This is a genomic window from Pseudomonas campi, from assembly GCF_013200955.2.
Classification (GTDB): domain Bacteria; phylum Pseudomonadota; class Gammaproteobacteria; order Pseudomonadales; family Pseudomonadaceae; genus Aquipseudomonas; species Aquipseudomonas campi.
Window position 1 is genome coordinate 709,234 of sequence record NZ_CP053697.2, and the last position, 25,617, is coordinate 734,850.

Sequence of the window (25,617 nt, forward strand, 5' to 3'; positions counted from 1 at the left end):
CAGCAGGCCAGCGAGGGCCAGACTCAGTCTCACACCAGAACCTCGGCCAGGTTGCCTTTGGCTTCCAGCCAGCTCTTGCGGTCGCCGGCGCGCTTCTTCGCCAGCAGCATGTCCATGATTTCCAGCGTGCCCTCGAAGTCTTCCAGGGTCAGCTGCACCAGGCGCCGGGTGTTGGGGTCCATGGTGGTTTCGCGCAGCTGCGGCGGGTTCATCTCGCCGAGGCCCTTGAAGCGAGTGACCTGCGGCTTGCCACGACGCTTCTCGGCGACCAGGCGGTCGAGGATGCCGTCGCGCTCGGCGTCGTCCAGGGCGTAGAAGATTTCCTTGCCCAGGTCGATGCGGTACAGCGGCGGCATGGCGACGTAGACGTGGCCGGCATCCACCAGCGGGCGGAAGTGGCGAACGAACAGCGCGCAGATCAGTGTGGCGATGTGCAGGCCGTCGGAGTCGGCGTCGGCGAGGATGCAGACCTTGCCGTAGCGCAGCTCGCCGAGGTCGTTTGAGCCCGGGTCGACGCCGATGGCCACGGCGATGTTGTGCACTTCCTGGCTGGCCAGTACTTCGCCGCCGTCGACTTCCCAGGTGTTGAGGATCTTGCCGCGCAGCGGCAGGATCGCCTGGAATTCCTTGTCGCGCGCCTGCTTGGCCGAGCCGCCGGCGGAGTCCCCTTCGACCAGGAACAGCTCGGAGCGCATCGGGTCCTGCCCGGCGCAGTCGGCCAGCTTGCCGGGCAGCGCCGGGCCCTGGGTAATGCGTTTGCGCTCGACCTTCTTGCTGGCCTTGAGGCGGCGGTTGGCGTTGCTGATCGCCAGTTCGGCGAGCTGCTGGCCGAGTTCGGGGTGGCCGTTGAGCCACAGGCTGAAGGCATCCTTGACCACGCCGGAGACGAAGGCGGCGGCCTCGCGCGATGACAGGCGCTCCTTGGTCTGCCCGGAGAACTGCGCATCCTGCATCTTCATCGAGAGGACGAAGGAGATGCGCTCCCAGATATCTTCCGGGGCCAGCTTGACCCCGCGCGGCAGCAGGTTGCGGAACTCGCAGAACTCGCGCATGGCATCCAGCAGGCCCTGGCGCAGGCCGTTGACGTGGGTGCCGCCCTGGGCGGTGGGAATCAGGTTGACGTAGCTTTCCTGCACTGCGTCGCCGCCTTCCGGCAGCCACAGCAGGGCCCAGTCCACCGCCTCTTTATTACCTGCCAGGCTGCCGACGAAGGGCTCCTCGGGCAGGCGCTGGAATTCACTGACGGCATCCACCAGGTAGGAACGCAGGCCGTCTTCATACAGCCATTCGACTTTTTCGCCGCTGGCCTTGTCCTCGAAGCTGACGGCCAGGCCGGGGCAGAGCACGGCCTTGGCTTTCAGTACGTGCTTGAGGCGGCTGACCGAGAACTTGTGCGAGTCGAAGTACTTGGCGTCCGGCCAGAAATGCACGCTGGTGCCGGTGTTGCGCTTGCCCACCGTGCCGACCACGGCCAGGTCGCTGGCCTTGTAGCCGTCGGCGAAGCTCATCTGGTACTCGTTGCCGTCGCGTTTGACGGTGACGATCACCTGGGTCGACAGCGCGTTGACCACCGAGATGCCCACGCCGTGCAGGCCGCCGGAGAACTGGTAGTTCTTGTTGGAGAACTTGCCGCCGGCATGCAGCTTGGTGAGGATCAGCTCGACGCCAGGCACGCCTTCTTCCGGGTGGATGTCCACCGGCATGCCGCGGCCGTCGTCCAGCACTTCCAGGGAGTTGTCCTCGTGGAGGATCACCTGGATCGATTTGGCGTGGCCGGCGAGGGCCTCGTCGACGCTGTTGTCGATGACTTCCTGGGCCAGGTGGTTGGGCCGCGAGGTGTCGGTGTACATGCCCGGGCGCTTGCGCACCGGGTCGAGGCCGGAGAGGACTTCGATGGCATCGGCGTTGTAGGAGTTCTGCTGGGCCATGGGGTCTCTTACTTGGTCAGTTGATCCGGGCGCGGACGGGCTGCGGTGAGGCAGTCCGGCGGGCTCACAGAGTGGAAAAGTCGAAATCTTGCCAGATTGCCGGGCTGAAACCAGCCAGTTCGAGGATTTCCGGCAGACGGCCGGCAAAACCCTGGTAGCTGTGGTCGCCACCTTCCTGGATATCCAGGCTGCAGTCTTGGTAGTAGGACTCGGCCTGGCGGTAGTCGAGGGTCTCGTCGGCGGTCTGCAGCCACACGCGATAGCGTTGGGCGTCCTGCGGTGGCGGCACTTCCAGCTCGGCCAGGGCCTGCACATGGTCATGGGTCAGCAGCCAGGTTTCACCGCTGTAGTGGTTGGTCTGCTCGACTTCGCGGCCGCCGAACAGCTGGTGCGGGCGCACCGCCGGGTTGATCAGCAGGGCGCTCAGGTCATGCTGCTGGGCCAGGTAGGTGGCGTAGTAGCCGCCCAGCGAACTGCCTACCAGCAGCGGCCGGCCCAGTTCGGCGATGGCTGCCTGCAGCTGGGCCATGGCTTGGCGCGGGTGGTGGTGCAGGGCGGGGACGCGCAGGTGCTGGGCGATACCGCCGTGTTCGGCAACCCGCAGCAGCTGGCTGGCCTTGGTCGAGGCCGGCGAGCTGTTGAGGCCGTGGATATAAAGGATGCTGGTCATGGGGAGGGGAGGCTACAAGCTGAAAGCTTCAGGCTGCAAGCGGAGTTGCCCCCGCTGTGCAGCTTATTGCGTGCGGTTCTGGCGTGGCTCAATAGCCTTTGACGCTGTAATCCACTTCGAAGTGAATGCCGGTGACCCGCGACACGCCGGTTTCCAGGCGCCCATCGGCATGCAGGCGCAGCCAGCGGTAGCCGGGCGCCGTGGTGTCGACCTGGAATTCCTCGCTGCCGGGGGCGAACTGCACGCAGGTGGACGGCGAGGCGAGCAGGCGCACGCCGTCACGCTGCTGGTCGAATTCCTGGTGGATATGCCCCCAGAGGATCGCCTTGATCTGCGGCGCCTTGGCCAGCACGGCAAACAGGGCGTCGGGGTTGCGCAGGCCGATCGGTTCCATCCAGGTGCAGCCGATGGAAACCGGGTGATGGTGGAAGCACACCAGGTGGTGGCGTTCGGGCGCAGCGTTGAGCGATTGTTCCAGCAGCTCGAGCTGGTCGTCGCCGAGGAAGCCGGGCACTGCGCCGGGAATCGAGGAGTCGAGCAGGGTGATGCGCCAGTTGCCGAGGTCGAGGATCGGCTCCAGTCGATCGCTGTCTTTGCAGGCGGCGCGCATGCTCGGCAGTTCATCGTGGTTGCCGGCGAACCAGCGGGCTTTTGCCGCAACCGGATCGGTCAGCTCGCGAAAGCGCTGGTAGGACGCCAGCGAGCCATCCTGCGACAGATCGCCGGAGGCCAGCATCAGGTCGATGTGCGGCTGTTCTTCGCGTGCGCGCTCGATGACCCGCTGCAGGCTGTCGCAGGTGTTCATGCCAAGCAGCTTGCCGTCTTCTTCGGCAAACAGATGACTGTCGGAGAGCTGAACGATCAGCACCGAAGGGTCATGGGCAAGGGAAACGGGGCGCGACAAGGTGCGACTCCTGAACAGGTTCTCAGGATTATGGTGGCTGAAATGCGATTCGGTAAACCCGGCAAACGTGAACGGGTCACATTTGCCACGTTTGGCGGGCATTTCTGGGGCGAAAGCCGGGGTGTTCGGGGGTGTCTGGCTAGAAATTGATCGGTGTGCGGCGGTGCGTTGGCCGACGGCCAGGCGATCGGAGGTCGGCTCTCAGCGCACGCTGGCCAGTTCATGGCCACAGGCCATGCAGTGGCTGAGCCATTCGCCGAGGAACAGGTTGAGCTGGGTCTTCTCATCCGGCTGATGCATGGCGGCATTCGGGTAGCTGTAGATGCTGCGAAAACGCCGGGCGTTTTCCGCGCGGACGACTTCGGCCATGCGCGCGTCGTGGTAGACCCGTACTTCCAACTTGGGCACCGGCAGCCACTGCAGGCTGTGTTCCTGGCGCACCTGCAGGGTGGTGGTGTAGGGGCAGGCTTCCAGCACCTGCAGCACCAGCACGCCGAGCAACTGGTCACCCTGGCTCAGGGCCACGCGGCGTTCGCCCTGCGCCGCACGCATGTCCGGCAGCAGGCGCAGCAGGCGCGCGTAGTTGGCTTCGCAAGCGGCCTGCAGTTCGACCAGGTCGACCCGGTAACGCTCGCGCAGCAGGTTCATGACCACTGTCCCCGCACTTCGGCGCGGTTCAGCGCCAGCCATTGCAGGGCGATGATGCTGGCGGCGTTGTTGATGCGCCCGTCCTTGACCGCCTGCAGCGCATCTTGCAGCGGCCAGACATGCACGCGGATGTCCTCGCCTTCCTCGGCCAGGCCATGCACGCCGCCGACGCCCTCGCTGTCGCAGCGACCGAGATACAGGTAGACGCGCTCGTCAGAGCCGCCAGGGGAGGGGTAGTACTGGGTGATCGGCCACAGCGCACTGAGCTGCAGGTCGGCTTCTTCCTCGGCCTCGCGGTGGGCCACTTCCTCGGGCTCCTCGTCCTTGTCGATCAGCCCGGCCACCAGCTCCAGCAGCCAGGGGTTGGCGCTCTTGTCCATGGCGCCGACGCGAAACTGCTCGATCAGTACCACCCTGTCGCGCTGCGGATCGTAGGGCAGCACGCACACGGCGTCGTGGCGCACAAACAGCTCGCGGCTGAGCTGCGGGCCCATGCCGCCGGCGAACTGGCGGTGGCGCAGATGCAGGCGGTCCAGGCGATAGAAGCCCTTGAAGCAGGTCTCGCGCTGGAGCACCTCGACATCGGCATGTGACATGCAATTCCCCCTCGTGGCAGGGTTCGGCCCTGCAGAAAATCCATCCGCCACCGGCGGGCTACTGGTGAATGTGCGCGCGGCAACCGCGCTTTGGCAAGAGCTGCCGCTGCGGCCCGACGCTGTCGCCTCAAGGCCATTCAAGCACGATAGTGTGACGTCGATATGCCGTGCCGTTTGGCACTTATCGGAAATAGCAGACTTTTTCATGGGCTAGCGATGAGTATACTCGCGGCCGTCGGTATCGATTTCAACAGGGGGTAGGGAATGCGCGCTGCAGAGCTGATCGATCTGCTCCGGCAATACGATCCGGACACGGATATCCCGGTGGCCTATACCGATGCCGAATTCGGCGCCGAGCCGCAATTGCAGGTGGCCAGTTGCTACAGCACCGGCGACACTCGCTGCTACCAGAACCTGGTAGAGCAGGCCCAGGAGGGCCTGGTGGTCCTCGATCCGTCCGGCCGCATCACCTACATGAACCCCTTCATGCAACACTTCCTCGGCTACTCGCCGGCCGAGGCCCTGGGCCGGCCGTTGGCCCAGGTCATCTCCGCCGACCTGGTGGAGGTGGTGCTGATGCAGCGCCGCCAGGGCCCGTCGGCGGAGCGCTATCCCATGCGCATCCAGGCCAGCGACGGCCAGGTGCGCTGGGTGCAGATGAGCGCGGCGCCGATTCCCAGCGTCGACGGCCGCGACCGCGGCAGCCTGCTGACCATCACCGACATTTCCCACCGCGAGAGTCACGCCGACAAGCTTGGCGACCAGGAGAGCCTGGGGCAGAAGGTCTGGCGCATCTCCGAACAGCTCGACAGCCTCAAATCCCTGCGCATGAACCTGCTGGCCGAGTTCGAGGCCCTGCAGGACTCGCCGCGCATCGCTGCCACGCCCTACTGGCACCAGCAGCGCTACCTCTACCTGGTGCGCCCGCAGAAGGGCGGCAAACGCGTGCGCGAATACATCGGCGCGCAGCCGGAGCGGATCAGCGAGGCCCTGGCCGCCGTGCGTCGTGAACAGCGCTACCAGGAAGTCTGTCGTGAGCTGCACGACATCGAGGAAAAAATCCGCACGTCCACCTTCAAGCTCGACAGCTTCCTCTGGGAGCTGACCAAGGTGCCGGATAATCTGCACAAACTCGTGGGCTAGAGCCTTCGCGGCTGTTTTTTTCAATGACGATTGCATGACAAACCGCCCCATTTCGGGGCGGTTGTCGTTTGTGTGCCTCGAATATCTGTGATCACAGATGAAAATACTAATAAAAACATGTAGTTAACTGTTTTTGTGGTTAATGGCAGCGAAGGGTTTTTGCTCCTTGTTGTGCCATTAAAGCGGTGAATAGGATGCCGGCCTCCCATACTCCGCAGGACGCCACAATGAGTCACCCACTCCCCCCCCTGGATCACGATCAGTTTTATCGCGAACTTACCCTGCGCAACGCCGGGTTCATCAGCACGGACGAGCAGTGTGGCCTGCGCGAGGCGGTGATCCTCATCGCCGGTTGCGGCTCCACTGGCGGCAGCGTGATCGAGCTGCTGGTGCGAAGCGGCGCCGAGCACCTGATCCTGGCCGACAACGGCAGCTATGAGCTGAATAATGCCAACCGGCAGAACATGGTGATCAGCGATATCGGCCGGACCAAGGTCGAGGTATTTGCCGAGCGCGTACGCCAGATCAACCCCTACATCAAGCTGGAGCTGCACGGCCACGGCGTGACGCCGGACAACGTCGAGGCCATGGTTGCCCAGGCCGACGTGGTGGTGGACGCCATCGATGTCACCGGCCGCTCCGGGTTGGAAATGAAGTACCTGCTGCACCGTGTCTGTCAGCGCCAGTACAAGCCGGTGGTGTGCGGCTACGACATGGCCGCCGCCCAGTACATCCCGGTGTTCGACTACCGCAACCCGGACCTGGCGGTGCTGGACAACCAGCTGAGCGCCGAGCAGGTGGCCACCCTTGATCCGATGCAGGCCTGCTCCTTTCTGATTCCGGTGGAGTGCGTGCCGCTGGAGATGTACGCCGAGCTGGACCGCCATCTGGCCGGCAAGGACTACACCTCGCAGTTGGGCGTCGCCGCCCACCTGTTCGGCACCCTGGCCACCGCGCTGATCATCGATCTGCTCAATGGTCGCGCGGTACGTGACGCCATCTATGTCGACGTCTGGGAGCTGATCCGGCGTCGCGATGCCCTGGCCGAGCGCGAGCACCAGCGCCAGCTGGAGCAGGGCCGTCAGGCTCTGGCGCAATGGCGCCAGCTGCCGCCGGAGCTGCCCGACGCGTTCTTCCTCGAACGCTCGGTCAAGCACTATCAGGCGCCCCTGCTGGGCGGCCTGCGCAGCTACCAGCAGTTCTGCATCGACCGTCGCGCCGGCATCGCCACCTACGCGATTCCCAACTACCAGCTGGACAACAACCTGACTCGCCAGTTGCTGCGTTTCGCCTTCGTCCACTACGCCAAAGTCGGCTTCATCAACCCGCTGGTGGCTTCCAGCCGCCAACTGCACGCCGAGCCGTTGGAGAACCTGGCTCAGGAGGATGTGCATATCGTGCTGGTGCGTGAGAGCGACCAGCAGCTACTGGCCTATTCCACCCTCAAGGCGCCGATTGCTCGCGGCAAACGTTTCGACGACGCGCAGCGCCCGGCCTTCGGCGTGGAGACCGCCTTCGGTCGTGACCTCTATGCGCAGATCGCCGAGCTGCAGGATCTGCCGGTGGAGCAGGTGCGCGAGATCGGTCGAGTGACCAAGGCGCAGATCGGCGATCCGGTGCTGGAGGCCAAGGCCGGCATGCTGCTGCTCAGCGCCTACGGCCGCCTGCTGTGCATGGCCGACAGCGGCGTGGCAGCGATGGTCGGCGACGGTGAGCGGCAGGTCACCCTGCGCAACCTCGGCTTCTTCGGTTTCCGCCCGCAGATCATGCCGGCACGCGACGCCAGCATCCCCTCCGAGCATCTCTACGCCAACCGCTATCAGGGTCGCGAGGTGCACCCCTTCTGGCTGCGCCTGGACGCCATCGACCGCGAGCGGGTGGCGCAGATCGAGAGCCTGATCGAGCTAGAAGGCGACGAATTTCTTTCCCAGCTGCGCGCCGCCAAGCAGCAGACCCCTCTGCAGATAGGAGCATGAACATGAACGGTATTTGGAACGAACAACAGCAAGACATCCGCGCCCACTACCTGGCCGTCGGCCGCGAGCTGGTGCGCCCTACATCGTCCCAGCGCGATCGCGAACTGGGCTTCGACCGCGAACTCTGGCGGGCCCTGGGTAGCAGCGGCCTGTTTGGCGTACACATGCCCAAGCAGTACGGCGGCCAGGGCCTCGGCATCTGGGAGTTCTCCGCTGCGCTGGAAGGCTTCTCCGAGGGCTGCCAGGACATGGGCGTACTGGTCTCCTTCGTTGCCCAGGTGGCCCTGGTGCAGGCGGCGCTGATCAGCTACGGCACTGAGGAACAGCTGCAACGCTGGCTGCCGCCGCTGATCAGTGGCGAGAAAATCGGCTGCTTCGCCATCACCGAACAGGGCTGCGGCTCCGACGTGCGTTCGCTGAAGCTGGCGGCGCGCCGCGATGGCAGTGGCTACCGCCTCAACGGCATGAAGTGGAACATCACCAACGCGCCGGTGGCGGATATCTGCATGACCTTCGCGCGCCTCGAGGAGAGCGGGACCAACGGCATCTCCTGCTTCATCACCGAGACCGCCAAGCCGGGGCTTACCCAGTCCACGCCGTTCGAGCTGATGGGCAACCGCGGTACACCGATCGGCAGCCTGAGCTTCGACGACGTGGCGCTGGACGCCGCCAGCCTGGTCGGCATCGAGGGCCAGGGCCTGCGCGTGCTGTACTTCGGCTTCCTGGTCGAGCGCATCTTCACCGGCGTATCCATCGTTGGCTGCATGCAGCCGGTGATCGACGAGTGCCTGCAGTACAGCCTCAAGCGCGAGGCCTTCGGCCGGCCGATCAGCGACAACCAGTACGTGCAGGGCCACATTGTCCAGGCCTACACCCAGCTGGAGCTGCTGCGCAGCGTGGTCGGCCGAGGCCTGACCGAGCTGGAGCAGGGGCGTGACTGCTCGACCCTGGCTTCGATCATCAAGGTGCTGGCCAGTGAGTCGATGCACGAGGCCTGCCTGAATGCCATGCGCATCCACGGCAACTACGGCTACCGTCGCGACCACCACTACGAGCGCCTGCTGCGTGACTCCATCGGCCTGTTCTTCGCCGGCGGCACCAGCGAAATCCACAAGACGGTGATCTGGGCCAACCTGGTGGCAGATGCGCAGAACCGCAGCAAGGCCAAGGACGACCTGCGCCTGGACGCCTATACCGGCGAAGGAGCGGCGGCATGAAGACGCGCGCCGTGGCGCTGCTCTCCTGGATGTTGCATCGGCCCTGGCTGATGCTCGCTGCCTTGCTGCTGATCACCGCCTCGGCGGTGGTCGCGATGGGCCGCCTGGAGGTCAACAGCACCCCCTACATGATCGACAAGAGCCACCCCAGTCGGGTGGCCGACAGCGATACCAAGCGGCTGTTCTCCAACACCGGAGAGCAGGCCATCATTGCCCTGGAAAACCCCCAGGGCAATATCTTCAATGCCCAGAGCCTGGCCCTGGTGGCCGAGCTGACCCGAGCCTTCCAGGCCATCGACCTGGTACAGCCGGCTGATAGCGACAAGCTGCAGGCCCTGCGCAGCGACCCACGCCTGCAGGCCGAGGTCGACGCCATCCTCGCCGGCGGCCTGGAGCCCGCCGACCAGCCGCGCCTGGCCGCGCTGAAGGAGCGCCTGGCCGAAAGCGGTGCACTCAGCCACACCCAGGAAGCCTGGCTGGACAGCCTGCAGACGCGCCTGGTGCCGGTCCGCAAGGTGCGCAGCCTGGTCACCATCGAGAACATGCTGACCCTCGATGGCGCCCTCGATGTGCATCCGCTGATGCCGCAGGTTCCGCAGGACCAGGCCGGTCTCGCTGCCCTGCGTGGCGAAGTGCTGGGCAACCCGCTGTTCCTCGACAGTCTGGTGGCCCGCGACGGCAGCGCCACCACTATTCAGGTCGAGTTCAACATCGCCCAGGATGACTCGCCGGCCATGCTGCAGGCCTACCAGGCCATCGTCGATATCACCGACCAGGTGCAGAGCGACGACCGCATCTACCTCAGCGGCCCGCCGATGATTGCCGCGCAGACCGCGTCGAACATGGAGCAGGACAACCAGACCCTGCTGCCGGCGGTACTGCTGGTGATCCTGCTGGTGCTGTTCGTCAGCTTCGGTCGCCTGCAGGGCGTGGTGGCGCCGTTGCTGATCGCCGTCTTCAGCCTGATCTGGACCCTCGGCCTGATGGCCGCCTGCGGGGTGAAGCAGAACATCATCACCTCGATCATGCCGGTGTTCATCATCTCCATCGCGGTGTGCGACGCCATTCACTTCCTCGCCGACTACTACCGCAACCTGCCGTCCAACCCGGATCGCCAGGCGCGCATCGACACCGCCTTCAGCGTTCTGCAGAAGCTGTTCTGGCCGATGTTCGTGACCTCCATGACCACCCTGGCCGGCTTCCTCGCGCTGGCCTGGACCGACGTCACCTTCATCCGTGAGTTCGGCATCTTCACCGGTATCGGCGTCTTCTTCGCCTGGCTGATCACCATCGTCTTTCTGCCTGCCATCGTCATCCTGTGGAGGGCCGAACCGCCGCGCCACGGCCTGCTGGCCAGCGACCGTCTGGACCGCATGGTCGCCGCCTTCGGTCACTTTGTTGGCTATGGCAAGCGCCTGGCCTTGGGCATGCTGATGGCCATCGGGCTGTGCGGCTGGTTCGTGGTGGAGAACCTCACTGTCGACAACCAGGTGATCGGCTACTTCGAGGAAGACAGTCGCATCCGCCAGGATGACGCGGCGATCAACGCCAAGTTTGGCGGGACCACGCCGATCAGTGTGATGATCGAGAGCCAGCAGGTCGACGCCTTCAAGGACCCGGAGCTGATCCAGGCCGTGGCCAAGATCCAGGAGCACCTGCGCGTGCGCAGCGAAGTCGGCTTCACCTATTCGGTGGCGGATTTCGTCAAGCGCTTGCACCAGGTCACCCAGGACAGCTTCGCCGCCGAGCAGTACCGCCTGCCCGCGGACATCAGCGGGCCGTTGCTGGCGCAGTATTTCCTGCTCTACGAGAACGCCAACGGCCGCGACCTGTTCGACGTGGTCGATCGCCGCTTCCAGAACGGCCGGGTGCTGGCCATCCTGCATACCGACCGCTCCTCGGAGGTCGGCGCGGTGAAGCAAGATGTGCTGGCCTACGCCCAGCAGGTGCTGCCGGCGGGCATGACGGTGCGCGTCTCCGGCTACGGCGAAGTGCTGGTGGCCACCACCGATGCGGTGGTCTGGGGGCAGATCCACAGCATCCTGGCGTCGCTGGTGCTGATCGCTCTGATGGTCATGCTCATGTTCCGCTCGATCCGTTTGGGCTTGATCGCCTTGCTACCGCTGCTGTTCACCCTGGTCGGCATCAGCGCGTTGATGGCGCTGACCAGAACCGATCTGGACATCGGCACCTCGATCATTGCGGCCATCTGCGTGGGCATTGGCATCGACTACGCGATCCATGTGATCGCGGCCATGCGCCGCAGCCAGGGCAATGCCCAGGAGGCCACCCAGTACGCCCTGCGGCATTGCGGCAAGCCGATCCTGATCAATACCCTGGCGCTGGGTCTGGGCTTCCTGGTGCTGTGCCTGTCGGGCTATCAGTCGCTGGTCAACCTGGGCTTCTTCATCGCCCTGACCATGCTGTTCAGCGCGCTGTTCGCCCTGCTGGTGCTGCCGGTGTTCGTCGGTACTCGGCAGGCGCCGCTCGAGCGCGAGGTTCAGCAGACGGAGCCGGCCAATGCGTAAGCACCTGCTCTGGCTGCTGTGCCTGGCCTTGCCGGCCGGCGCGCAGGACTGGCTGGCGCTGACTCTGTACCCGGGGGGCGACCTGTACCAGGCCGCCCACCTGCAGCAGTTGGTGGGGGCCACGCAGAACCTGTGGACGCTGCAGGATGGCGCGGGGCGCACGCCGATTCGTGCCGTGGACAGCCTGGCCAGCACCAATGCGATTGCCGTGCAGGGCGACGATGTACGCTTTCGCCGGCTGATCGAGACTCGCGAGCTGACGCCTGCGGGCCTGCAGACCCTGGCCGGGCTGGTCGAGCAGCATCCGCTGCTCGGCCCGCGGCTGGTCACGGCGACACATGACGCGACGCACTTCTGGCTGCGCCTGGCGCACCCCTACAGTGAGGCCGAACAGGCCGAGTTGCTGCGCCGCTATGCCAGCCAACTGGCGGCCGATTTCGGCGGCCAGTGCCGGGTGCAGCCAGACGCCACCGGCGCCTTGCAGGGGCTCAGTCTCAGCGAGTGGCAGCTACAGGCCGAGGCGGCGCTGCCGGAGCCGGTCGCCACCCTGCAGCAGCTCGAACGCAGCACCGCTGCGCTGCGTGAGCAGAGCCTGCAGGCCTATTCGGCGGCGGACATCCTGATCTACCTCAAGCGCGTGCTGAATGGCGAAGCCAGCCTGCCGGCCAGTCGCGACGAGGTGGCGCAGCTCTACCTGATCGCCGAGAGCTTGCGCAGCCGCGACCTGCAGGACCTCGCCCGACCGGACTTGCAGCGCCTCAACCTGGTCGCCCTCGGGCGTGGCCAGATTGCAGCGCCGAGCATCGCCGGTTACCGCATCGAGGGCACGGCCACCTGGTCGTCCAGCCCCACCAGTTACCTGACAGTGGATTGTCGTTAAGGAGTTTTCCATGCGTATGTTTCTCTACAGCCTCGGCCTCGCGCTGAGCCTTCCGGCCCTGGCCGACAGCCTCGATCCGACCGCCATCATGCGCGAGGTGCGCGACCGCGACGAAGGCGCCGACCGCCGCTCGGCGGTGACCCTGGTGCAGACCATGGCCGACGGTTTCGTCCGCGAACGCCAGCTGCTGATGTTGGAAAAGGAGTACGGCGAGGAGCGCAAGTCGACCCTCTACTTCACCGCGCCTAGCGACACCGCCGGCACCGGCATCCTCATGCACAGCTACGCCGAGTCTGCGGCTCGCGAAGACGACCAGTGGCTGTACCTGCCGGCCCTGCGCAAGACCCGGCGTATTGCCACCAACTCCAAGGAAGGCCCGTTCCTCGGCACCGACTTCTCCTTCGCCGACATCGAACGCATGCGCGTCGACGACTACCAGTACCAGTTGCTGCGCGAGGAAACCTACAAGGACCGCCCGGTGCAGGTGATCGAAGCGACTACCGCCGATGGCCTGGAGAACCCGCGCACCGGCTACAGCCGTCGTCTGGTGTATGTCGACCGTGAACGCGGGCTGATCCTGCGTGACGAGTTCTATCGTGGCGGCCGCCAGATCAAGACCTTCGAAGTGCTCGAAGTGGCGCAGATCGAGGGCTTCTGGACGGTCAAGGAGTCGCTGATGAGCAACCTGCTGGAAGGTGGCTCGACCCGCCTGGTGCGCGCCGATGCCGACTATAACCTCGACCTGGCAGACCAGAACTTCAGCGAGCGCGCCCTGCGCAACGGGATCCGTTGATGCGTGCAGCGCTTATCGGCCTGCTCGGCCTGGCCAGCTTACCGCTGGCCGCGGCCACCCTGAGCAATCGTGGCCATCTGGAAGACGGCTATCACCACGACACCACGGGCAGCAGCAGTTCCGGCCATCGCCTCGAAGCCTTGCTGGAAAGCCGCGTCAGCGAGGGCAACTGGACCCTCGACAGCGTGCTGCTGGGGCGTTATCGCAGCCAGTACGACGATGCCGGCGGCAGGCTGGAAGACCGCATGCAGTCCGATCAGGACCTGCGCGAGCTGTATGTCACCTGGGCCGGCGACAGCTGGCAATGGCGCCTCGGCCAGCAGCAGATCGCCTGGGGCCGTGGCGACTACTTCCGCCTGGTCGACGTGCTCAACCCGCTGGACCTGCGCGAGTTCCTCCTGCCCTATATCGACGACTACTCCCTCGGCCGGCAAACGCGGCCGATGGCGGTGGTGGAGGTTTATGGCGACAGCCTCGAACAGCAGTTCGTGCTGGCGCCGCGCACCAAGACCACCCGCTTCGCCCCGGCCGGTGCCGACTTCGCCGTCGCCGGGCAACCGCAAGGCCTGCCCGAGGACGACGAGCACGAGCGCGCGGATATCGGCTGGCGCGGCAAGACCTTCGTCGACGGTACCGACCTGGATTTCTATCTGTTCGACGGCTTGAGTCCCGACCCGCTGTACGTGGTCGAGGAAGGGCGGCAGGTCGAGCAACAGCGGCGACGCAGCCTGGTCGGCGCTTCCTTCGCCCGTCCGGCAGGCGACTGGGTGGTACGTGGCGACCTGGTGCATCTGTTCCACGAGCCCTTGCAGACCCCCACGGGGGCCGACAACGTACCGAAGAGCGCGGCCCTGCTCGGCCTCGACATGACCCGCAACGAGTGGACGGTGAATCTGCAGGCCACGGTCAGCCATCGCCACGATGCGCCGTCCAGTCTGCAGCAGAGCAACACCTGGGAGGCCTCGGCGGCCGTGCTCAAGGACTGGTCCAAGCAGCGCCTGAATGCCGGGCTGCTGTGGCTGTACAACCACGACACGCAGAGCAGCCACATGGTCAAGGCCAACCTCGGCTATCGGCCATGGAACCAGTGGTATGTCGAGACTGGATTGATTGGCTTCAGCGGTGGCGAACGTACCCAGTACGGCCAGTTCGATCAGCGTGATCGGGTCTACCTGCAGGTGCGCCGCGACTTCAGCTTCTGAGTCGCGGCATGGTGCGGGCCATTTCTTTCCCGGGTTTGGCAGAAGAAACCTTACGGGCTTGGAGGGAAGGGCGCGGGCAGCGACAATGGCGCCCGTGCCGCCGGGAACACTCGGCGGCATGTGCAGTCGAACTGCCCGCCGTCGCCCAAGGAATACCCATGCGCCCCATCGCCGTTGCCAGTCTGCTGTCCCTCACCCTGTTCCTGACTGGTTGCCAGGGCCTGCTGCCGGCACGTGACAGCCAGCCCCTGGCTACCAGCCGTGAGGCCTGGGAACACCGCGCGCCGGGTTGCACGGGCGGCGACTGCCCGCTGGTCAATATCGATCTGCAGTTGCCCAAGGATCTGCCCGAGCTGCAGGCACAGATCGAGCGCGAGCTGCTCGGGCTGACCATCGAGCTGCCGGGCGACCCGCCACCGAGCTCGCTGGCCAGCTACGAACGCGACTTCCTGGCCACGGCCAAGCCGGGCTGGAGCAGCTACCTGCAGGCCAAGGTGTTGCAGCAGCATGGCCGCCTGCTGATCATCGAGCTGTCCAGTTACCGCTTCACCGGCGGCGCCCATGGCATCCCCGGGCGCGCCTACCTGAACTACGACCGCCGGCTCAAGCGCGTGCTCAGCCTGCAAGACATGCTGCTGCCCGACGAGGAACAGGCCTTCTGGCAAGCCGCCGAACTGGCGCACCAGGCCTGGCTCAAGACCAACGGTCTCGATCAGGACCTCGACTACCAGGCCAGTTGGCCATTCGAACGTACCGACAACATCGCCCTGACCTTCGGTGCGGTGATGCTCAAGTACGAGGTGGCGCGCATCGCCCCCTACAGCAGCGGCCATCCGGAGCTGCGTATTCCCTACCCGCGCCTGAACGGCATCCTCAAGCCGTTCTACTTCCCCGGGCGCGGGTAACCCGCTATGCGGGGCGTGCATCTGCGCGCCCGCGCCGGTTGGCTAGACTGTTTTCGCAGCCGTGCACGGAATATCAACGTGCTGCCATTCAGGGCTGTTGCTTAAGCAAGGGGTTGTCATGCGTGCGCTGATGCTGGGGGTTGCCGTTGGCCTGGGAAGCTGTTTGCAGGCCCAGGCCTGTGAGTTGTCGCTGACCTACAGCATCGACTCGATCCCGCCATTGATCATGGGCGACAGTGAGGTCGTCCCCGAGCAGCCGGGGATTGCAATTGAGCTGGTGCAGCGCGCGGCGGGCGATATCGGCTGCAAGCTGCACCTCAAGCGCGCCCCGACCCTGCGGGTGCTGGCCTCGGTCGAGTCTGGCAGCCAGGACGGTGCGCTTCTGTATTCCTACAACGCCGAGCGGGCGCAGCGTTTCGCTTACCCGCTCAAGGACGGCCTGCCGGATTCTGCGCGCCGCATGAGCTCACAGGCTTATGCGCTGTTCCGTCTGCGCGGTTCTGTACTGGACTGGGATGGTTTGCGCTTCAGGGATCTGGACAAACCGCTGGGCGCCAACCGTGGCTGGTCGATTGTTGAGGATCTGCGCGCCCATGGCGTTGATGTGGAGGAGGAGTCCAGCGCTCGGCGCAACCTGGCCAAGTTGCGCGCCGGGCGTTTGGCAGGCTATGTCACCCTGCGCGAGGCCGGCAATGAGGCGCTCCGTCACTACCGGATCGAAGATGTCGAGGAGGTGCCAGTGCCCTTCGTGATCAAGGACTATTTCGTCATCTTCAATCGCGATTTCCAGGCCCGTCATCCGCAACTGCTGGAGCGCCTGTGGAGTCGGGTCGGCCAGCTGCGTGATGAAGTGATGGGTGAGCAGGCGGCCAAGTACCAGATTCACGATTATTGAGGTCCGCCCCCAGCCTGTTAGCGGAGCGGGCAGCACCCGATAAAAAAAGAAAGCCCCTCACCATGGTGAAGGGCCTGAGTGGTTTCTAGGGTGCGCCCACGCTTGGCGTGAGCGCGACATCCCAGGCAGGAATCAGACCTGCTTGTAGATCACCGAACCCTCGCCCTTGAAGCGCTCGGCCTGTTCCTTGAAGCCGGCCTCGACCGCCAGGCTCTCGTCGGACAGGCCGTTCTCCTTGGCGTAGTCGCGCACTTCCTGGGTGATCTTCATCGAGCAGAACTTCGGCCCGCACATGGAGCAGAAGTGCGCGACCTTGGCCGAGTCCTTGGGCAGGGTCTCGTCGTGGTAGCTGCGCGCGGTGTCCGGGTCGAGGCCGAGGTTGAACTGGTCTTCCCAGCGGAACTCGAAACGCGCCTTGCTCAGGGCATTGTCGCGGATCTGCGCGCCCGGGTGACCCTTGGCCAGGTCGGCGGCATGCGCGGCGATCTTGTAGGTGATGATGCCGGTCTTCACGTCATCCTTGTTCGGCAGGCCCAGGTGCTCCTTGGGCGTGACGTAGCAGAGCATGGCGCAGCCGAACCAGCCGATCATCGCCGCACCGATGCCACTGGTGATGTGGTCGTAGCCGGGGGCGATGTCGGTGGTCAGCGGGCCGAGGGTGTAGAACGGCGCCTCGTCGCAGCATTCCAGCTGCTTGTCCATGTTCTCCTTGATCAGCTGCATCGGCACGTGGCCGGGGCCTTCGATCATGGTCTGCACGTCGTGCTTCCAGGCAATCTTGGTCAGCTCGCCGAGGGTTTCCAGCTCGCCGAACTGGGCGGCGTCGTTGGCGTCGGCGATCGAACCGGGACGCAGGCCATCGCCCAGCGAGAAGCTGACGTCGTAGGCCTTCATGATTTCGCAGATTTCCTCGAAGTGGGTATAGAGGAAGTTCTCTTTATGATGGGCCAGGCACCACTTGGCCATGATCGAGCCGCCACGGCTAACGATGCCGGTGACGCGCTTGGCGGTCAGCGGCACATAGCGCAGCAATACGCCGGCGTGGATAGTGAAGTAGTCCACGCCCTGTTCGGCCTGCTCGATCAGGGTGTCGCGGAACAGTTCCCAGGTCAGGTCCTCGGCCACGCCGTTGACCTTCTCCAGCGCCTGATAGATCGGCACGGTGCCGATCGGCACCGGCGAGTTGCGGATGATCCACTCGCGGGTCTCATGGATATGCTTGCCGGTGGACAGGTCCATGACGGTATCCGAACCCCAGCGGATGCCCCAGGTCAGCTTGGCCACTTCTTCTTCAATCGAAGAACCCAGCGCCGAGTTGCCGATGTTGCCGTTGATCTTCACCAGGAAGTTGCGGCCGATGATCATCGGCTCCAGTTCCACGTGGTTGATGTTGGCCGGGATGATGGCGCGACCGCGGGCAATTTCCTCGCGGACGAACTCGGCAGTGATCTCTTTCGGAATGCTGGCGCCGAAGCTCTGGCCGCCGTGCTGCTCCTTGAGCAGGCCAGCCTCGCGCGCTTCCGCCAGCTTCATGTTCTCGCGGATGGCGACGTATTCCATCTCCGGCGTGATGATGCCCTGGCGGGCGTAGTGCATCTGGCTGACGTTCTTGCCGGCCTTGGCCTTGCGCGGGTTGCGCACGTGGGCGAAGCGCATGGCGGTCAGCTCGGCGTCGTTCAGGCGGCGCTGGCCGAACTCGGAGGACAGGCCCGGCAGTTTTTCGGTGTCGCCACGGTCGTCGATCCAGGCGCTGCGCACGTCGGCCAGACCCTGGCGCACGTCGATGGTCACAGTCGGGTCGGTGTAGGGGCCGGAGGTGTCGTACACGGTGACCGGGGCGTTGATCTCGCCGCCGAATGCAGTCGGTGTCACATCCAGGCTGATCTCGCGCATCGGTACGCGGATATCCGGGCGCGAACCCTGTACATAGACTTTCTGCGAACGGGGGAAGGGCTGGATCGACTGCTGGTCGACCTGAGCGCTTTCACTCAGATTCTTGGCTTGTTCGGCACGCATGGCTGACTCCTGGCTGGTGTCGGAGCGAACCTGGAGTGCGGAAGGGGAGCGCGGGCGCACCGGGGTCGGTGCCGAGAGGGGCTCGCCGTGGCGAGTACATCTTGTTCCCTACGCAGGCCTTAACCTGATCAGGTTCAACGGGATCCGGAACTTTCCGATCTCAGCCCATGCTTCTGGGCACCCCGACAAGAACAGTCGGCAGTCTAATCAAGCGGCCGGCAGAACACCAATGCGCTGGTCGCAAGAATGGATTGATCGTGGTGAAAAAAAGATAAACTGAACCGGCTGGTAGAGTATTGTTGCAAGCCAGCAACAAAGCTTATTGCAAACTAGGCTATCGTCGGGCTCGCTGTGCCTTGACCACCGCGGGCCGCCCCCTTAGCCTTGGCCGATTCACTCGTATCTAGGATTGATCATGCTACGCAGACTCTCTCTGGCGCTCGCAGTAGCTTCCGCCGCATCCGGAATGGCCTGGGCCGCTGACGCCCCGGCTGGCAGCAAAACCGGTCTGGTGACCGTGTACAACGAGGCGGTGAAGAACAACGCCGACCTGGCCGCCGCCCGCGCCAACTACGGCGCCATCAGCGAAGTGGTACCGCAGGCCCGTGCCGGCCTGCTGCCGAACCTGTCCGCCGGCGCCGACATGACCAACACCGACACCCAGGTCGATCGCAGCATCGGCGACCTGGACTCCTCGCGCAGTGGCACCTCCTACCGCGCCAGCCTGAGCCAGCCACTGTTCCGTGCCGACCGCTGGTTCCAGTACCAGGCGGCCAAGGCCACCAACGAGCAGGCCAGCCTGGCCTTGTCCGCGACCGAACAGAACCTGATCCTGCAGAGCGCCGAGACCTACTTCGCGGTGCTGCGCGCCCAGGACACCCTGGCTTCGACCAAGGCCGAAGAAGCGGCGTTCAAGCGCCAGCTGGACCAGGCCAACGAGCGCTTCGACGTCGGCCTGTCGGACAAGACCGATGTACTGGAAGCCCAGGCCGGTTACGACACTTCCCGCGCCAACCGCATCATCGCCGAGCGCAATGTGCAGGACGCCTTCCAGGCTCTGGTCACCCTGACCAACAACGAATATGCCGCCATCGAAGGCATCCAGCACACCCTGCCGATCCTGGTGCCGGTGCCGAACGATGCCAAAGCCTGGGTCGATACCGCCGCCCAGCAGAACCTCAATCTGCAGTCCAGCAACTTTGCCGTGGATGCAGCTGAAGAAACCCTGCGCCAGCGCAAGTCCGGCCATGCGCCGACCCTCGACGCCGTGGCGCAGTACCAGAAGGGCGACAACGACTCGCTCGGTTTCAACAACAGCGACGCGCTGTCGGTCTACGACGGCGATGCCGAGCAGACCACCATCGGCCTGCAGCTGAATATCCCGATCTACAGCGGCGGCCTGACCAGCTCGCAAGTGCGCGAGGCCTATCAGACCCTGACCCAGACCGAGCAGGAGCGCGAAAGCCTGCGCCGGCAGATCGTCGAGAACACCCGCAACCTGCACCGCGCGGTGAACACCGATGTGGAAACCGTACAGGCGCGCAAGCAGTCGATCATCTCCAACCAGAGCGCCCTGGAAGCCACCGAAATCGGCTATCAGGTCGGTACCCGCAACATCGTCGACGTGCTCGATGCTCAGCGTCAGCTGTACAGCTCGGTGCGTAACTACAACGATGCGCGCTACGACTACATCATCAACAACCTGCGCCTGAAACAGGCCGCCGGCACCCTGGCACCGTCCGACCTGGATGCGCTGTCCAGCTTCCTCAAGCCGGACTACAACCCGGACCAGGACTTCCTGCCGCCGGACCTGGCCAAGGCCGCCGAAGCTCAGCTCAATGGCAACCCCGAGTACTGAGTGACGCGTAACCAAAAAGCCCGGCGGATGCCGGGCTTTTTCATGGGCGATAGAAACCTATGGAGTAAGGGCGCAACTGATGTAGGAGCAAGCTCTGCTCGCGAAGCTTTGCGGTGCGCCGGTTCGCGAGCAGGGCTCGCTCCTACAGGGGCAGGCCCCGAGCCTGCAGCCACGCCAATGCGCCCAACCCGGCCGCACGGCCGCTGGCGAAGCAGGCGGTGAGCAGGTAGCCGCCGGTCGGCGCTTCCCAGTCGAGCATCTCGCCAGCGCAGAACACGCCGGGCAGCCGGTGCAGCATCAGGTTCGCATCCAGTTGCTCGAACGGCACGCCGCCGGCGCTGCTGATCGCCTCGTCCAGGGGGCGTGGGCGCAGCAGGCACAGCGGCAGGGCCTTGATCGCCGCCGCCAGCAGGCCCGGTTCGGCGAATTGTGCGGCGTTGGTCAGCTCGCGCAGCAGCGCGGCCTTGACCCCGTCGAGTCCCAGCTGGCTGTGCAGGTGCTTGGCCATGGAGCGCGAACCGCGCGGCTTGGCCAGCAACTGGCTGACCTTCTCCAGCGAGCGATCCGGCTGCAGGTCGAGATGCAGGGTGGCGCTGCCGGTCTGTTCGATCTGCTCGCGGATGGCGGCCGAGAGGGCGTAGACCAGGCTGCCCTCCACGCCGACTGCGGTGAGGATGAATTCGCCACGCCGCGGCGCCTCGTCGGCCAGGGCCAGGGTCACGTTCTTCAGCGGGGCGCCGGCGAACTTGTCACGCAGCAGGGCGCTCCAGCTCGCCACCTCGAAACCACAGTTGGCCGGCTGCAGCGGGGCGCTGCTCACTCCGCGCTGTTGCAGCAGGGGCACCCAGGCGCCATCGGAACCCAGGCGCGCCCAGCTGCCGCCACCCAGGGCCAGCACGCAGGCATCGGCGTGGATCGCCTGTTCGCCCTCGCTGGTCTGCAGGCGCAGGCTGCCATCGCTGTTCCAGCCCAGCCAGCGGCTGCGCGTGTGCAGGCGCACGCCGGCCTCACGCAGGCGCTTGAGCCAGGCGCGCAGTAGCGGCGCGGCTTTCATGTCGCTGGGGAACACGCGGCCGGAGGTGCCGACGAAGGTGTCGATGCCCAGGCCATGGATCCAGGCGCGCAGGCTGTCGGCATCGAAGTCGGCGAGCAAGCCGGCGACTTCCTCGCGGCGCTCGCGGTAGCGGCCGAGGAACGCCGCTTTCGGTTCTGAGTGGGTGATGTTCATCCCGCCGACCCCGGCCAGGAGAAACTTGCGCCCCAGCGAGGGCATGGCGTCGTACAGCTCGACGCGCACGCCGGCATTGGCCAGCACTTCGGCGGCCATCAGCCCGGCGGGGCCGCCACCGATGATGGCGACTGTGGGCGATTGCGGAGGCGAAACTGCAGGCATGGCGAGTGACGAGCGGCGATAGAGGTGGCGATTCTACATCAGCAATCGGTAGCCGCCTGCGTCAGTCCGGCCGCTCCAGCAGCAGCTCGCTGAACTCGATGGGCGCGGCGGGATCGCTGAGGGCCACGATCATGATGGCCAGGAGCAGCGCGACGGCGATGAGCAGCAGGCCGACGCTGACGATGGCGATCAACCAGCTGCTGCCATCGGTATGGCCGTAGCGCTCTTTCCAGTCTTGCTTGTCGGTCGCCAGGAAGCTGATCGCCTCCACCAGGGCAACCAGCATGGGAATGCCGCTCCAGCACAGCAGCAGGTAGAACAGGCCCCACCATTGGCCCAGGTAGAAACGGTGCATGCCCAGGCCACCGAGAAACAGGGCGAGCAGGCCGGCGACTATCTGGTTGCGCGGCTTGAGGTTTTGCCCGGCGTTGCAGGCGGGGCAGTGATTGTCCAGCCGGCCGATGGCCGTGCCGCAGTAGCGGCAGTAAACGTGTTGGGCGGTGGCGGGCTGGGCTGGCATGGGTAACATCCTGTCGGTGAGGCGGCGATCCTAGCAATGCCGGCCCTGCGGCGGCTAGCCGCGGGGGTCAGGCCCGCAGGGCCTGCAGCACCCGCGCCGCGCTGTGGTGGAGGATGCCGTGGCGGCGCGCCAGGGCCGCGCGGTCTTTGTCGTAGCCGCCACCGATCAGGCCGACCACCGGAATCTCGCGCTCCAGGCAATGGCGCAGCACCGCTTCATCGCGGGCGGCGATGCCGGCGTCGGTCAGTTGCAGATAGCCAAGGGCGTCATCGCGGTGTACGTCGACGCCAGCGTCGTACAGCACGATATCCGGCTGGTAGAGGGCCAGCAGGTAGCCGAGGCTGTCGTTGACCACCTTGAGATAGGCGGCGTCACCCATGCCGATCGGCAGGCCGATGTCCCAGTCGCTGTTGGCCTTGCGTGCCGGGAAGTTCTTCTCGCAGTGCAGCGACACGGTGATGGCGTCGGGCACGTTTTCCAGGATGCGCGCGCTGCCGTCGCCCTGGTGCACGTCGCAGTCGAAGATCAGTACGCGCCCGGCCTGACCGCTTTCCAGCAGATGCAGGGCCACCACCGCCAGGTCGTTGAAAATGCAGAAACCGGAGGCATGGTCGAAGTGGGCATGGTGAGTGCCGCCGGCCAGGTGGCAGGCGATACCGTGCTGCAGCGCCAGCTCGGCGGCCAGCAGCGAGCCGCCCACCGCACGCACGGTGCGCCGGGCCAGGGCTTCACTCCAGGGCAGGCCGAGGCGGCGCTGCTCCTGCGCGGTCAGCTCGCCGGCGAGAAAACGCTCGATATAGGCCGGGCAGTGGGCCAGGGCCAGCACCTCGGGCGGGCAGATCTGCGGGCGCTGCAGTTCGCTGTCGGTCGTCAGGCCGCTGTCCACCAGGTGATCGCGCAGCAGGCGAAACTTCTCCATCGGGAAGCGATGGCCGGCCGGGAAGGGCGGGCTGTAGTCGTCGTGGTAGACCAGCGGCAGGTACATCGGACGGCTCTCGTGATCACGCGGCAGGCAGTATGCTGTGGGCCTTGTCACTGGCTCAAGGAGCCGTCGCCCGATGGATGCCGAACAGGCCGTACGCGCCTACCACCAGCTCAGCAAGCATCGCCCGGATGGTTATGCGCCGGGGCCCGGCCAGCTCGACTGGGCGACCCAGCCGGCGCCGTTCCGCCGATACACCGGGGCGCGGCTGATCGAGTTGTGGCAGCGCCCGCAGGAGGAGTCGCCGGGCTACGACGCGGTGTTTGCAGAGCCGCTCGGCGCGCCGGCCGAGCTGAACCGCGCCAGCCTGGCGCAACTGCTGTACGACAGCCTGGCGCTGTCGGCCTGGAAGGAGGCTGGCGGCAATCGCTGGGCGCTGCGGGTCAATCCGTCGTCGGGCAACCTGCACCCGACCGAGGCCTACCTGCTGCTGCCGCCCGGTGTGGTGGACGAGGCCGGCGTGCTGGCCCATTACGCGCCCGATCAGCATGCTCTGGAGCTGCGCGCCGAGCTGCCGGCGGCGCTGGGCGAGCAACTGCGTGAAGCGCTGCCGGTTGGCGGCCTCCTGCTGGGCCTGGCCAGCATTCCCTGGCGCGAGGCGTGGAAGTACGGCGAGCGCGCTTACCGTTACTGCCAGCACGACCTCGGCCACGCGCTGGCCTGCTTGAGTATTGCCGCCAGCCTCCACGGCTGGCAGGTGCGCCTGCTGCGCGGGGTGGCGGAGGCTCGCCTGGACGGCCTGCTCGGCCTTGATCGCGAGGGCTTCCACGAAGCCGAGCACGCCGACTGCCTGCTGTGGATCGGTCCGCCGCAGTCGGGTGAGTTCAAGCTGCCGAGCAGTCTGCTCAATGGCCTGGCCGCGCTGGAGCAGGCCGGGCAGCCCAATCGCCTGTCGCGCCACTACCGCGATTGGCCGGAGCTGGCGCGGGTGCAGGCCGTGTGCCGCGCGCCAGGATTGTCGCCGGCTGAGTGGACGGCGCCGACAGGTCTGCTGGCCACGGACAACCCCGGCCTGCCGTTGCGGCCGATCCTGCACCGGCGGCGCAGCGCCCAGTCTTTCGACGGGCGTAGCGGCATTCACGCCGAGCTGCTGTTCGCCTGGCTGCGGCGTCTGCTGCCGGGCCATTCGCCGGTGCCCTTCGCCGTGCTCGGTACGCCGGCACAGGTCGATTTGCTGCTGTTCGTCCACCGTGTTCAAGGCCTGGAGCCCGGCCTGTACTGGCTGTCGCGCGGCGACGGGCAAGCTCAGCCAGAGGGGCTGCGTGCGGATTTCGCCTGGCAGCCTGCGCATGCCGAGCTGCCGCTGTACCGCCTGTTGACTGGCGATGCCCGTGGCCTGGCCGGCTTCCTCTCCTGCGGCCAGGACATCGCCAGCGATGGCTGTGTAGCCCTGGCCATGCTGGCGCGCTTCGACCAGGCCCTGGGCGAGGGCGCCTGGCACTATCCACGGCTGTACTGGGAGTGCGGGCAGATCGGCCAGCTGCTCTATCTGGAAGCCGAGGCGGCGGGCCTGTCCGGCACCGGAATCGGCTGTTTCTTCGACGATCAGGTGCATGAATTGCTCGAACTGGCCGACAGCCGCTGGCAAAGTCTTTACCATTTCACCATTGGCCGCGCGGTGTGGGATGAGCGTCTCTCCTCGCAGCCGGCCTACCCCGTATTGCGCCGCCCCGAGGGAGGGGAATCATGAGTCAAGTGCTGGAAGATCTGGTGGCCCTGCTAAGCCTGGAGCAAATCGAGGAAAACCTGTTCCGCGGCCTGAGCCAGGACCTTGGCTTCCGCCAGCTGTTCGGCGGCCAGGTGCTCGGCCAGTGCGTGTCGGCGGCCAGCCAGACGGTGGAGGAAGCGCGCCACGTGCATTCCCTGCACGGCTACTTCCTACGTCCCGGCGACGCCAGCCTGCCGGTGGTGTACCAGGTCGAGCGCATCCGCGACGGTGGCAGCTTCAGCACCCGGCGGGTCACGGCGATTCAGAAGGGCCAGCCGATCTTCTCCTGCGCCGCTTCTTTCCAGTTCGACGAGCAGGGCTTCAGCCACCAGCTGCCGATGCCCGACGTGCCCGGCCCGGAAAACCTGCCCTCGGAAACCGAGCTGGCGCGCCAGGTCGCACAGCTGATCCCGGAGCGCATGCGCGAGCGCATGACCAGCGACAAGCCGATCGAGATCCGCCCGGTGACGCGCATCAACCCCTTCGCGCCCGAGCCGTGCGAGCCGGTCAAATATGTCTGGTTCCGCGCCGCCGGTACGCTGCCGGCCGAGCCGCAGCTGCACAAGTTCCTGCTGGCCTACGCCAGTGACTTCAACCTGCTGACCACCTCGATGCAGCCGCACGGCGTCTCGGTGTTCCAGAAGTTCATGCAGGTCGCCAGCCTCGACCATGCGCTGTGGTTCCACGGCGATCTGCGCATGGACGACTGGCTGCTGTACGCCATGGACAGCCCCTGGGCCGGCAACGCCCGCGGCTTTGCCCGCGCCAGCATCTTCAATCGCAGCGGCCAGTTGGTGGCGTCGTCCTGCCAGGAGGGGCTGACCCGCCTGCGCGAGGATTGGAAGTGACAGGTAG

General features: G+C 65.7%; 21 protein-coding genes and 1 riboswitch. Of the genes, 12 read left to right on the top strand and 9 right to left on the bottom strand.

Going from position 1 to position 25,617, the window contains the following annotated elements; translation table 11 throughout:
- Nucleotides 1-29: 29 nt before the first annotated feature.
- The 5 genes from parE to HNE05_RS03200 form a co-directional block, all read right to left on the bottom strand.
- A complete protein-coding gene (gene parE / locus HNE05_RS03180) occupies nucleotides 30-1,928 on the bottom strand; it encodes a DNA topoisomerase IV subunit B (protein WP_173203256.1) in 1,899 nt (632 codons plus the stop codon).
- Nucleotides 1,929-1,992: 64 nt separating this feature from the next.
- Entirely contained in the window at nucleotides 1,993-2,598 is a 606-nt protein-coding gene (locus HNE05_RS03185) for a YqiA/YcfP family alpha/beta fold hydrolase (protein ID WP_173203258.1), read from the bottom strand.
- Nucleotides 2,599-2,686: 88 nt separating this feature from the next.
- Nucleotides 2,687-3,502, bottom strand: coding sequence for a 3',5'-cyclic-AMP phosphodiesterase (gene cpdA / locus HNE05_RS03190; RefSeq protein WP_240008809.1), 816 nt, complete (start codon nucleotides 3,500-3,502; stop codon nucleotides 2,687-2,689).
- A 201-nt stretch (nucleotides 3,503-3,703) separates the two neighbouring features.
- Nucleotides 3,704-4,156, bottom strand: a complete 453-nt coding sequence (locus HNE05_RS03195) for a DUF1249 domain-containing protein (protein ID WP_173203262.1) — start codon at nucleotides 4,154-4,156, stop codon at nucleotides 3,704-3,706.
- On the bottom strand, nucleotides 4,147-4,746 hold the full coding sequence (locus tag HNE05_RS03200; protein ID WP_173203264.1) for an NUDIX domain-containing protein: 600 nt from the start codon (nucleotides 4,744-4,746) through the stop codon (nucleotides 4,147-4,149). Before HNE05_RS03200 ends, HNE05_RS03195 begins: the two co-directional genes overlap by 10 nt.
- 264 nt (nucleotides 4,747-5,010) lie before the next feature.
- Between HNE05_RS03200 and HNE05_RS03205 the strand changes: the two genes are divergently transcribed.
- The 9 genes from HNE05_RS03205 (at nucleotide 5,011) to HNE05_RS03245 (ending at nucleotide 16,285) form a co-directional block, all read left to right on the top strand.
- A complete protein-coding gene (locus HNE05_RS03205) occupies nucleotides 5,011-5,889 on the top strand; it encodes a PAS domain S-box protein (protein WP_173203266.1) in 879 nt (292 codons plus the stop codon).
- A 227-nt stretch (nucleotides 5,890-6,116) separates the two neighbouring features.
- A complete protein-coding gene (locus tag HNE05_RS03210) occupies nucleotides 6,117-7,865 on the top strand; it encodes a HesA/MoeB/ThiF family protein (protein WP_173203268.1) in 1,749 nt (582 codons plus the stop codon).
- 2 nt (nucleotides 7,866-7,867) lie between these two features.
- Nucleotides 7,868-9,082, top strand: a complete 1,215-nt coding sequence (locus HNE05_RS03215; RefSeq protein ID WP_173203270.1) for an acyl-CoA dehydrogenase family protein — start codon at nucleotides 7,868-7,870, stop codon at nucleotides 9,080-9,082.
- Nucleotides 9,079-11,610: an efflux RND transporter permease subunit gene (locus HNE05_RS03220; RefSeq protein ID WP_173203272.1), complete on the top strand. Its 2,532-nt coding sequence runs from the start codon at nucleotides 9,079-9,081 to the stop codon at nucleotides 11,608-11,610. Before HNE05_RS03215 ends, HNE05_RS03220 begins: the two co-directional genes overlap by 4 nt.
- Nucleotides 11,603-12,490 (top strand): hypothetical protein, encoded by an 888-nt coding sequence (locus HNE05_RS03225; RefSeq protein WP_173203275.1) that lies wholly within the window; start codon nucleotides 11,603-11,605, stop codon nucleotides 12,488-12,490. Before HNE05_RS03220 ends, HNE05_RS03225 begins: the two co-directional genes overlap by 8 nt.
- Before the next feature lie 10 nt (nucleotides 12,491-12,500).
- Nucleotides 12,501-13,283: an outer membrane lipoprotein-sorting protein gene (locus tag HNE05_RS03230; RefSeq protein WP_173203277.1), complete on the top strand. Its 783-nt coding sequence runs from the start codon at nucleotides 12,501-12,503 to the stop codon at nucleotides 13,281-13,283.
- On the top strand, nucleotides 13,283-14,485 hold the full coding sequence (locus tag HNE05_RS03235; RefSeq protein ID WP_173203279.1) for a DUF1302 family protein: 1,203 nt from the start codon (nucleotides 13,283-13,285) through the stop codon (nucleotides 14,483-14,485). Before HNE05_RS03230 ends, HNE05_RS03235 begins: the two co-directional genes overlap by 1 nt.
- 158 nt (nucleotides 14,486-14,643) lie before the next feature.
- Nucleotides 14,644-15,390, top strand: a complete 747-nt coding sequence (locus HNE05_RS03240) for a DUF3298 and DUF4163 domain-containing protein (protein WP_173203281.1) — start codon at nucleotides 14,644-14,646, stop codon at nucleotides 15,388-15,390.
- Nucleotides 15,391-15,508: 118 nt separating this feature from the next.
- Entirely contained in the window at nucleotides 15,509-16,285 is a 777-nt protein-coding gene (locus HNE05_RS03245) for a substrate-binding periplasmic protein (RefSeq protein WP_173203283.1), read from the top strand.
- A 132-nt stretch (nucleotides 16,286-16,417) separates the two neighbouring features.
- Here HNE05_RS03245 and thiC read toward each other — a convergent pair whose 3' ends face one another.
- The gene (thiC, locus tag HNE05_RS03250) at nucleotides 16,418-18,301 is read right to left on the bottom strand and encodes a phosphomethylpyrimidine synthase ThiC (protein ID WP_173203285.1); all 1,884 of its coding nucleotides are present in this window, start codon (nucleotides 18,299-18,301) and stop codon (nucleotides 16,418-16,420) included.
- A gap of 88 nt (nucleotides 18,302-18,389) precedes the next feature.
- A riboswitch (TPP riboswitch) is annotated at nucleotides 18,390-18,496 on the bottom strand.
- 220 nt (nucleotides 18,497-18,716) lie between these two features.
- On the opposite strand from thiC, the gene HNE05_RS03255 reads away from it, so the two are divergent.
- Nucleotides 18,717-20,159, top strand: a complete 1,443-nt coding sequence (locus HNE05_RS03255; protein ID WP_173203287.1) for a TolC family outer membrane protein — start codon at nucleotides 18,717-18,719, stop codon at nucleotides 20,157-20,159.
- Between the two features lie 142 nt (nucleotides 20,160-20,301).
- Here the strand turns inward: HNE05_RS03255 and HNE05_RS03260 are convergent, their stop codons facing one another.
- The 3 genes from HNE05_RS03260 to HNE05_RS03270 all read right to left on the bottom strand — a co-directional run bounded on the left by HNE05_RS03260 (nucleotide 20,302) and on the right by HNE05_RS03270 (nucleotide 23,057).
- Nucleotides 20,302-21,552, bottom strand: coding sequence for a TIGR03862 family flavoprotein (locus HNE05_RS03260; RefSeq protein WP_173203289.1), 1,251 nt, complete (start codon nucleotides 21,550-21,552; stop codon nucleotides 20,302-20,304).
- A 61-nt stretch (nucleotides 21,553-21,613) separates the two neighbouring features.
- Nucleotides 21,614-22,072: a TM2 domain-containing protein gene (locus HNE05_RS03265; RefSeq protein WP_173203291.1), complete on the bottom strand. Its 459-nt coding sequence runs from the start codon at nucleotides 22,070-22,072 to the stop codon at nucleotides 21,614-21,616.
- 67 nt (nucleotides 22,073-22,139) lie between these two features.
- Entirely contained in the window at nucleotides 22,140-23,057 is a 918-nt protein-coding gene (locus HNE05_RS03270) for a histone deacetylase family protein (protein ID WP_173203293.1), read from the bottom strand.
- A 73-nt stretch (nucleotides 23,058-23,130) separates the two neighbouring features.
- On the opposite strand from HNE05_RS03270, the gene HNE05_RS03275 reads away from it, so the two are divergent.
- Nucleotides 23,131-24,744 carry a SagB/ThcOx family dehydrogenase gene (locus HNE05_RS03275; RefSeq protein ID WP_173203295.1) on the top strand — a complete coding sequence of 538 codons (1,614 nt, stop codon included), beginning with the start codon at nucleotides 23,131-23,133 and terminating at the stop codon, nucleotides 24,742-24,744.
- Complete coding sequence (tesB, locus tag HNE05_RS03280; protein ID WP_173203297.1) at nucleotides 24,741-25,610, top strand: acyl-CoA thioesterase II; 870 nt, start codon at nucleotides 24,741-24,743, stop codon at nucleotides 25,608-25,610. The genes HNE05_RS03275 and tesB overlap by 4 nt, the downstream gene beginning before the upstream one ends.
- The last annotated feature ends 7 nt before the right edge of the window (nucleotides 25,611-25,617 follow it).